We start from the raw sequence: 6136 nt of genomic DNA on the forward strand, positions 1-6136 counted from the left end.
TCAAAGCCCTGATACTGGAATACCGCACCGCCCGGTTGATGCAGCTGGGCGATCAGATGACCATCGGTAGAATAAGGAGGGGTATTAGGTAACACGCCGGTCAGCGCATACAGGTTTCCCAGGCTGTCACCGGAGAATTTCAGCCGTAGATCCAGACCGCCAAGGTTCAGCGGATCGGACAACGTCCCCGCGACCTGCACTCTGGTATTGCCGGAACGGACATCGGCCTGCAGTGGGAACGGTATATCAGCGCTTTGCAGTGACAGCATGCCACCCATCTTGCCGCTGCCTGACAGCGCTTCACCGTGGTATTTTCCTTTAACCTTCCAGCCGAAGATATAATCTGGCGTCGTCGCTTTATCCCCCGGCTGCTTACCGGCAACTTCACTAAAGGGCAGAGGCTTGCCGAGTGGGTCGATCAGCGCCTGGAAATCGGCCTTGAGCGTGGCGTCCTTAAAATCAATCTGGCCGCGATCGAACACGATATCGTGAATGCTGACCGACCAGTCTGACTGCGGTTGGTTGGGGTCTTTATCGGCGCTGTTAGCCAGGTTGAAGGTCCAGTTATTGTCACCGTTCGCCAGGCGCCGTAGCGAGGCATTCGGCTGCTTCAACCAGATACGCGGGATCAGCACCTCTTTGCCCAGTAGCGCCAATGGCGCGATCGAGGCATCGACTCGTTGCAGTGTGACCATCTCGTCGCCAGGTATCTTGGCAGGGTTGCCCAACATAATATCTTCGGCGTGGATATGCGGCCAAGGTACCCAGGCACCCCATCCCTCCTCATCCTGGTGACGTTCCCAGTTAACGCCCAGATCGCCACGAATAGCAAACGGGCGCTGCAGCTCGGCAGAGACTTTGCTATTGATGGTGGGTTTGAGACGGTTCCAATCGAAAGTGGCAATGAACACCACCAAAACTACGATGATCAGCAGCACGATGCCGCCAATCCAGCTAAAAGTTTTGCCTGTTCTTGTCATAACGGCTCCCTTGAGGCGATAGCTGACTGACCAAATTGATAAGCAACCTGGGTAAAAGCCTAGTCGAGGATGGGCCAGAGTTCACGCTTTCGGGGCTAATGGGTCAGGGGTTGGGGGAAATAAACCGCGTAGGCAGCGTTTTCAGCTGGTCAAAATGTGCCGGGCGGCTAAGGTAATAACCTTGTGCTGCAAACGCGCCAGAGTGCTGTACCAGCTGCCATTCCTGCTCTGTTTCTACCCCTTCGACGATCACCCCGTCGCTGTGCTGGCTCATCAGACGCACCAGGGTAAAAAACAGCTGGATGCCCTCCTCGCTTTGCTTGAGCAGCATAAACAGCTCGCGCGCCACCTTGATATACTGATAACGCCAACTGCTGACCGCAGAGAAATTCGCCAGCCCGCTGCCGAAATCATCCAGCCACAGGCGCTCTGCCCCGGGGATATGCTGCAGTGGCCCATTCAACGCCCTGTCTGCCTGTTCCACCAGCTCAAAACGCAGGTAAGGCATGATGCTGATTTGCCGCTGCATCGCCGGGTGCCGCTGTAGGGCCTGTAATGCCTTGCCGTCGATATTGATGGAGACCATCAGCGCATCGCGGGTAAACATGGCCTGCCATTGCTGCAGTAAATTGAGCTGTTCCTGAATGACCGCCAGGCGCTGGCGTAGCCCCAGCGCGGCAAAGTAGTGCTCTGGGGACACAGGCTTGCCCGGTGCCGCCGGATGATGCACCGCTGTCAGCAATTCCACCGCCAGCAGTTTGCCACAGGTGCGGTAAATGGGCTGGAAAGTATACAAACGCCGACACTGCCGCCAGTAACGGAACACTTTGGCGCGCTGCCAGACAGCAAACAATGGCGTCAGTAGACCAGAGATCATGTTGGTTATCATCGGTACTATCGCCATTAGGGAATGGGAAAGATAACGTTGCCGGAAATTTGTCGATCTTGTTATCGGCAACGCACAATAAAACTTTAAGCCTGGATAAAAGGTCTCTACATTAAACCTGCACCAACATGCAACTTAGCTATAACAAAAGGAAAATATAATGCCCTACGTAAATATCAAAATTACCCGCGAGGGTGCAACCGCGGAGCAGAAAAAACAGCTAATCGCTGGCGTGACTCAGCTATTGGTCGATACGCTCGGCAAAAATCCGGCCACTACCGTGGTGGTAATCGATGAAGTGGAAACCGATAACTGGGGGATTGGTGGTCAATGCGTCACCGATCTGCGCGCGGCGGCCAAGTAGTTTTGCTTCCTCAGCGGCGGGAAACCACGCGTTTCCCGATCGCGATCATAAAGTAATTAAAACGCTGTTTTATTCCTATTGACTCGCTTCGCCCTTGCGTTGAGACTGGACGTATTCGCAGCAACCAGACTCAATATCAAGCCAGGGATTATCATGAACAGCAAAAACCTCGCCGTGATCGGCGAATGCATGATCGAACTGTCGCAGAAAGGCGCCGATCTCAGCCGTGGATTCGGCGGCGACACCCTCAACACTGCCGTTTATATCGCCCGACAGGTGCCGCAACAGGCTCTGAACGTGCATTACGTCACCGCACTGGGCACCGACAGCTTCAGCCGGGAAATGCTGCAAACCTGGCAGCAGGAGCAGGTGAAAACCGATCTGATCCAGCAGTTGGACAACAAGCTGCCGGGGCTGTATGTCATCGAAACCGATGCTACCGGCGAGCGCACCTTCTATTACTGGCGCAACGATGCAGCCGCCCGCTACTGGCTGGATGGCCCGCAGGCAGAGAGCCTGTGCGCACAGTTGGCGCAGTTTGATTATCTGTATCTGAGCGGTATCAGCGTGGCGATCCTCAACCCGGCCAGCCGGGAAAAACTGCTGACCTTGCTGCGCCAATGCCGGGCCAACGGCGGTAAAGTGATCTTCGATAACAACTATCGGCCACGGTTGTGGCAAAGCCAGCAAGAGACTCAGCAGGCCTATCGCGAGATCCTGGCCTGTACGGACATCGCCTTCCTGACGCTGGATGATGAAGATTTACTGTGGGGCAAACAGCCGGTTGAGCAGGTGGTAAGCCGCACGCGTGACTTTGGCGTGGGTGAGATTGTGATTAAGCGTGGCGCAGATTCCTGCCTGGTGTTTAGCGCCGATGGGGAAACCCACGACGTACCGGCGGTCAAACTGTCAAAAGAGAAAGTAATTGATACCACCGCCGCCGGGGATTCCTTCAGCGCGGGCTATCTGGCAGTGCGCCTGACCGGTGGTGATGCAGTTAGCGCGGCCAAGCGCGGCCATCTGACCGCCAGCACGGTGATCCAGTATCGCGGGGCCATTATCCCACGCGAGGCTATGCCGCAATAATTCCCGTCGTCTAGATAAGCGAAAGGCCAGCAACGATGCTGGCCTTTTTATTGGGTTCGAAAAACCAACTTCATACCCTATGCGCCAAGCTTTCTCATCCCCAGGAGCTTACGTTTAAGTAAGTGACTGGGGTGAGATAGTGCAGGTAACAACGCTGCAGCCTGAAAGACGACGGGTATTTAGCCTGCTACTGCGATACGTTTCATATCGGTCATATAGCCACGCAGTTTACGGCCTACGGATTCGATTGGGTGGTTGCGCACCGCTTCGTTCACGTCACGCAGCTGCGCGTTGTCAACGGTGGTACCCGCAACAGATTTACCCAGATCGCCCGCCTGCAGAGTGGTCATGAACTCTTTCAGCAACGGTACCGCCGCATAAGAGAACAGGTAGTTACCGTATTCTGCGGTATCGGAGATCACCACGTTCATTTCATACAGACGCTTACGCGCGATGGTGTTGGCGATCAGCGGCAGCTCGTGCAGTGATTCGTAGTAAGCAGACTCTTCGATGATGCCTGAATCCACCATGGTTTCGAAGGCCAGCTCAACGCCCGCTTTCACCATTGCTACCATCAGTACGCCGTTGTCGAAGTATTCCTGCTCGCTGATTTTGCCTTCAAACTGCGGCGCGGTTTCGAAAGCGGTTTTGCCGGTCTCTTCACGCCAGGTCAGCAGTTTCACATCGTCTGCGGCCCAGTCTGCCATCATACCGCTGGAGAACTCGCCAGAGATGATGTCGTCCATGTGCTTCTGGAACAGCGGAGCCATGATGCCTTTCAGCTGCTCAGACAGCGCATAGGCACGCAGTTTCGCCGGGTTGGACAAGCGATCCATCATCAGGGTGATACCGCCCTGCTTCAGCGCTTCGGTGATAGTTTCCCAGCCGAACTGGATCAGTTTTTCTGCGTACGCCGGGTCGGTACCTTCAGATACCAGCTTGTCGAAGCACAGCAGAGAACCCGCTTGCAGCATACCGCACAGGATGGTCTGCTCGCCCATCAGGTCAGATTTCACTTCTGCCACGAAGGAAGATTCCAGCACGCCTGCACGATGGCCGCCGGTGGCTGCCGCCCATGCCTTGGCAATCGCCATGCCTTCGCCTTTTGGATCGTTTTCCGGGTGAACCGCGATCAGCGTTGGTACACCGAAACCACGTTTGTATTCTTCACGTACTTCGGTACCTGGACACTTAGGCGCAACCATCACTACGGTGATGTCTTTACGAACCTGCTCGCCCACTTCAACGATGTTGAAGCCGTGGGAGTAGCCCAGTGCGGCACCGTCTTTCATCAGCGGCTGTACGGCACGAACTACTGAGGTATGCTGCTTGTCTGGAGTCAGGTTAACTACCAGATCGGCCTGCGGGATCAGATCTTCGTAAGTGCCAACCTTGAAGCCGTTCTCGGTAGCTTTGCGCCATGAGGCACGCTTCTCGGCAATCGCTTCTTTACGCAGCGCATAAGCCACGTCCAGGCCGGAATCACGCATGTTCAGACCCTGGTTCAGACCCTGAGCACCACAGCCGACAATCACCACTTTTTTCCCTTTCAGGTAACCGGCTTCATCCGCAAATTCGTCACGCGCCATGAAACGGCACTTACCCAATTGCGCCAACTGCTGACGCAGGTTCAATGTGTTGAAATAGTTAGCCATGGTAGAACTCCAGTTAGATGTTGTGTCGTGCAAAGCCGTCGTCTTTCAATCTGCAGCGTTGTTATCTGCACTATCTCACCCCAGTCACTTACTTAAACGTAAGCTCCTGGGGATGAGATAGCTGGCCGCCTAGCTGCAGATTGAAATCCATAGGCTTACTATTATTTTCACCCCCGCCCTGTCTATGCGGGATCCGTTGAAACCAATGTATAACAGGAATTGCGTTGCTTAAATTGATATATTACGAACGTGACGTTGCAATTTCTGCAACACCCCGCTGCGAGCGTACTGATTATGGACTTACGTGATCTCAAGCTGTTCCTGCACCTGGCTGAAAGCCATCACTTTGGCCGCACGGCCAAGGCGATGCACGTCAGCCCCTCCACGCTTTCCCGCCAGATCCAGCGGCTGGAAGAAACGCTTGGGCAGTCACTGTTTCTGCGTGATAACCGCACCGTAGAGCTGACCGATGCCGGTGAACAGCTGAAAGTGTTTGCTCAACAAACGCTGCTGCAGTATCAGCAGTTGAAACATTCGCTTGGCCAGCACGGCCCTTCTCTGAGCGGCGAACTGCGTTTGTTCTGCTCGGTCACCGCCGCTTACAGCCATCTGCCGCCAATCCTCGACCGCTTCCGTGCTCAGCATCCCCTGGTTGAAATCAAGCTGACCACGGGTGATGCCGCCGATGCGGTGGACAAGGTGCAATCCAACGAAGCCGATCTCGGTATCGCCGGGCGACCAGAGACACTCCCCACCAGCGTCGCCTTCACCCAAATCGGTGAGATCCCGTTGGTGCTGATTGCCCCCGCGCTGCCGTGCGCGGTACGAACGCAGGCTTTTGCCGAGCAGCCAGACTGGGCCAATATGCCGTTTATCCTGCCGGAGCATGGCCCGTCACGAAAACGCATCGAACTGTGGTTCCGCCGCCAGCACATCACCAATCCGCTGATTTACGCCACCGTCGGCGGGCATGAGGCGATTGTTTCGATGGTGGCATTAGGCTGCGGTATCGCGCTTATCCCCAGCGTGGTGGTAGACAATAGCCCGGAGCCAGTTCGCAACCGCATTTCTCAGTTGGAGAATATCTCGATGGTCGAACCGTTCGAACTGGGGGTCTGCGTGCCGAAAAAACGCCTCAACGAACCGCTGATTGAGGCGTTCTGGC

Annotated in this window: 6 protein-coding genes; 3 read left to right on the forward strand and 3 right to left on the reverse strand. The window is 55.3% G+C overall.

Annotation, left to right across the window (positions count from 1 at the left end):
• On the reverse strand, positions 1 to 980 hold a 980-nt coding region (locus ACLQ7H_RS14135; protein WP_411753218.1), incomplete at its 3' end, for an AsmA family protein.
• Positions 981 to 1083: 103 nt separating this feature from the next.
• Positions 1084 to 1869, reverse strand: coding sequence for a cyclic-guanylate-specific phosphodiesterase (pdeH, locus tag ACLQ7H_RS14140; RefSeq protein WP_411753219.1), 786 nt, complete (start codon positions 1867 to 1869; stop codon positions 1084 to 1086).
• Positions 1870 to 2026: 157 nt separating this feature from the next.
• Between pdeH and ACLQ7H_RS14145 the strand changes: the two genes are divergently transcribed.
• Both ACLQ7H_RS14145 and ACLQ7H_RS14150 read left to right on the forward strand, forming a co-directional pair.
• Positions 2027 to 2230 (forward strand): 2-hydroxymuconate tautomerase family protein, encoded by a 204-nt coding sequence (locus ACLQ7H_RS14145; protein ID WP_021181815.1) that lies wholly within the window; start codon positions 2027 to 2029, stop codon positions 2228 to 2230.
• Positions 2231 to 2383: 153 nt separating this feature from the next.
• A complete protein-coding gene (locus ACLQ7H_RS14150) occupies positions 2384 to 3316 on the forward strand; it encodes a sugar kinase (protein WP_411753220.1) in 933 nt (310 codons plus the stop codon).
• Between the two features lie 179 nt (positions 3317 to 3495).
• Here the strand turns inward: ACLQ7H_RS14150 and ilvC are convergent, their stop codons facing one another.
• The gene (ilvC, locus tag ACLQ7H_RS14155) at positions 3496 to 4971 is read right to left on the reverse strand and encodes a ketol-acid reductoisomerase (protein WP_021181818.1); all 1476 of its coding nucleotides are present in this window, start codon (positions 4969 to 4971) and stop codon (positions 3496 to 3498) included.
• 294 nt (positions 4972 to 5265) lie between these two features.
• Here ilvC and ilvY point away from each other — a divergent pair.
• A partial coding sequence (ilvY, locus tag ACLQ7H_RS14160) for an HTH-type transcriptional activator IlvY (RefSeq protein WP_411753221.1) occupies positions 5266 to 6136 on the forward strand: 871 nt, incomplete at its 3' end.

Source organism: Serratia sp. (in: enterobacteria) (assembly GCF_046715635.1).
In the GTDB taxonomy this organism is placed as follows: domain Bacteria; phylum Pseudomonadota; class Gammaproteobacteria; order Enterobacterales; family Enterobacteriaceae; genus Chania.

Excerpts from the sequence above, each read along its gene's own strand:
- pdeH (WP_411753219.1), bottom strand. The coding sequence starts at position 1,869 with ATGATAACCAACATGATCTCTGGTCTACTGACGCCATTGTTTGCTGTC.
- ilvC (WP_021181818.1), bottom strand. The coding sequence starts at position 4,971 with ATGGCTAACTATTTCAACACATTGAACCTGCGTCAGCAGTTGGCGCAA.
- ACLQ7H_RS14145 (WP_021181815.1), top strand. The coding sequence starts at position 2,027 with ATGCCCTACGTAAATATCAAAATTACCCGCGAGGGTGCAACCGCGGAG.
- ACLQ7H_RS14150 (WP_411753220.1), top strand. The coding sequence starts at position 2,384 with ATGAACAGCAAAAACCTCGCCGTGATCGGCGAATGCATGATCGAACTG.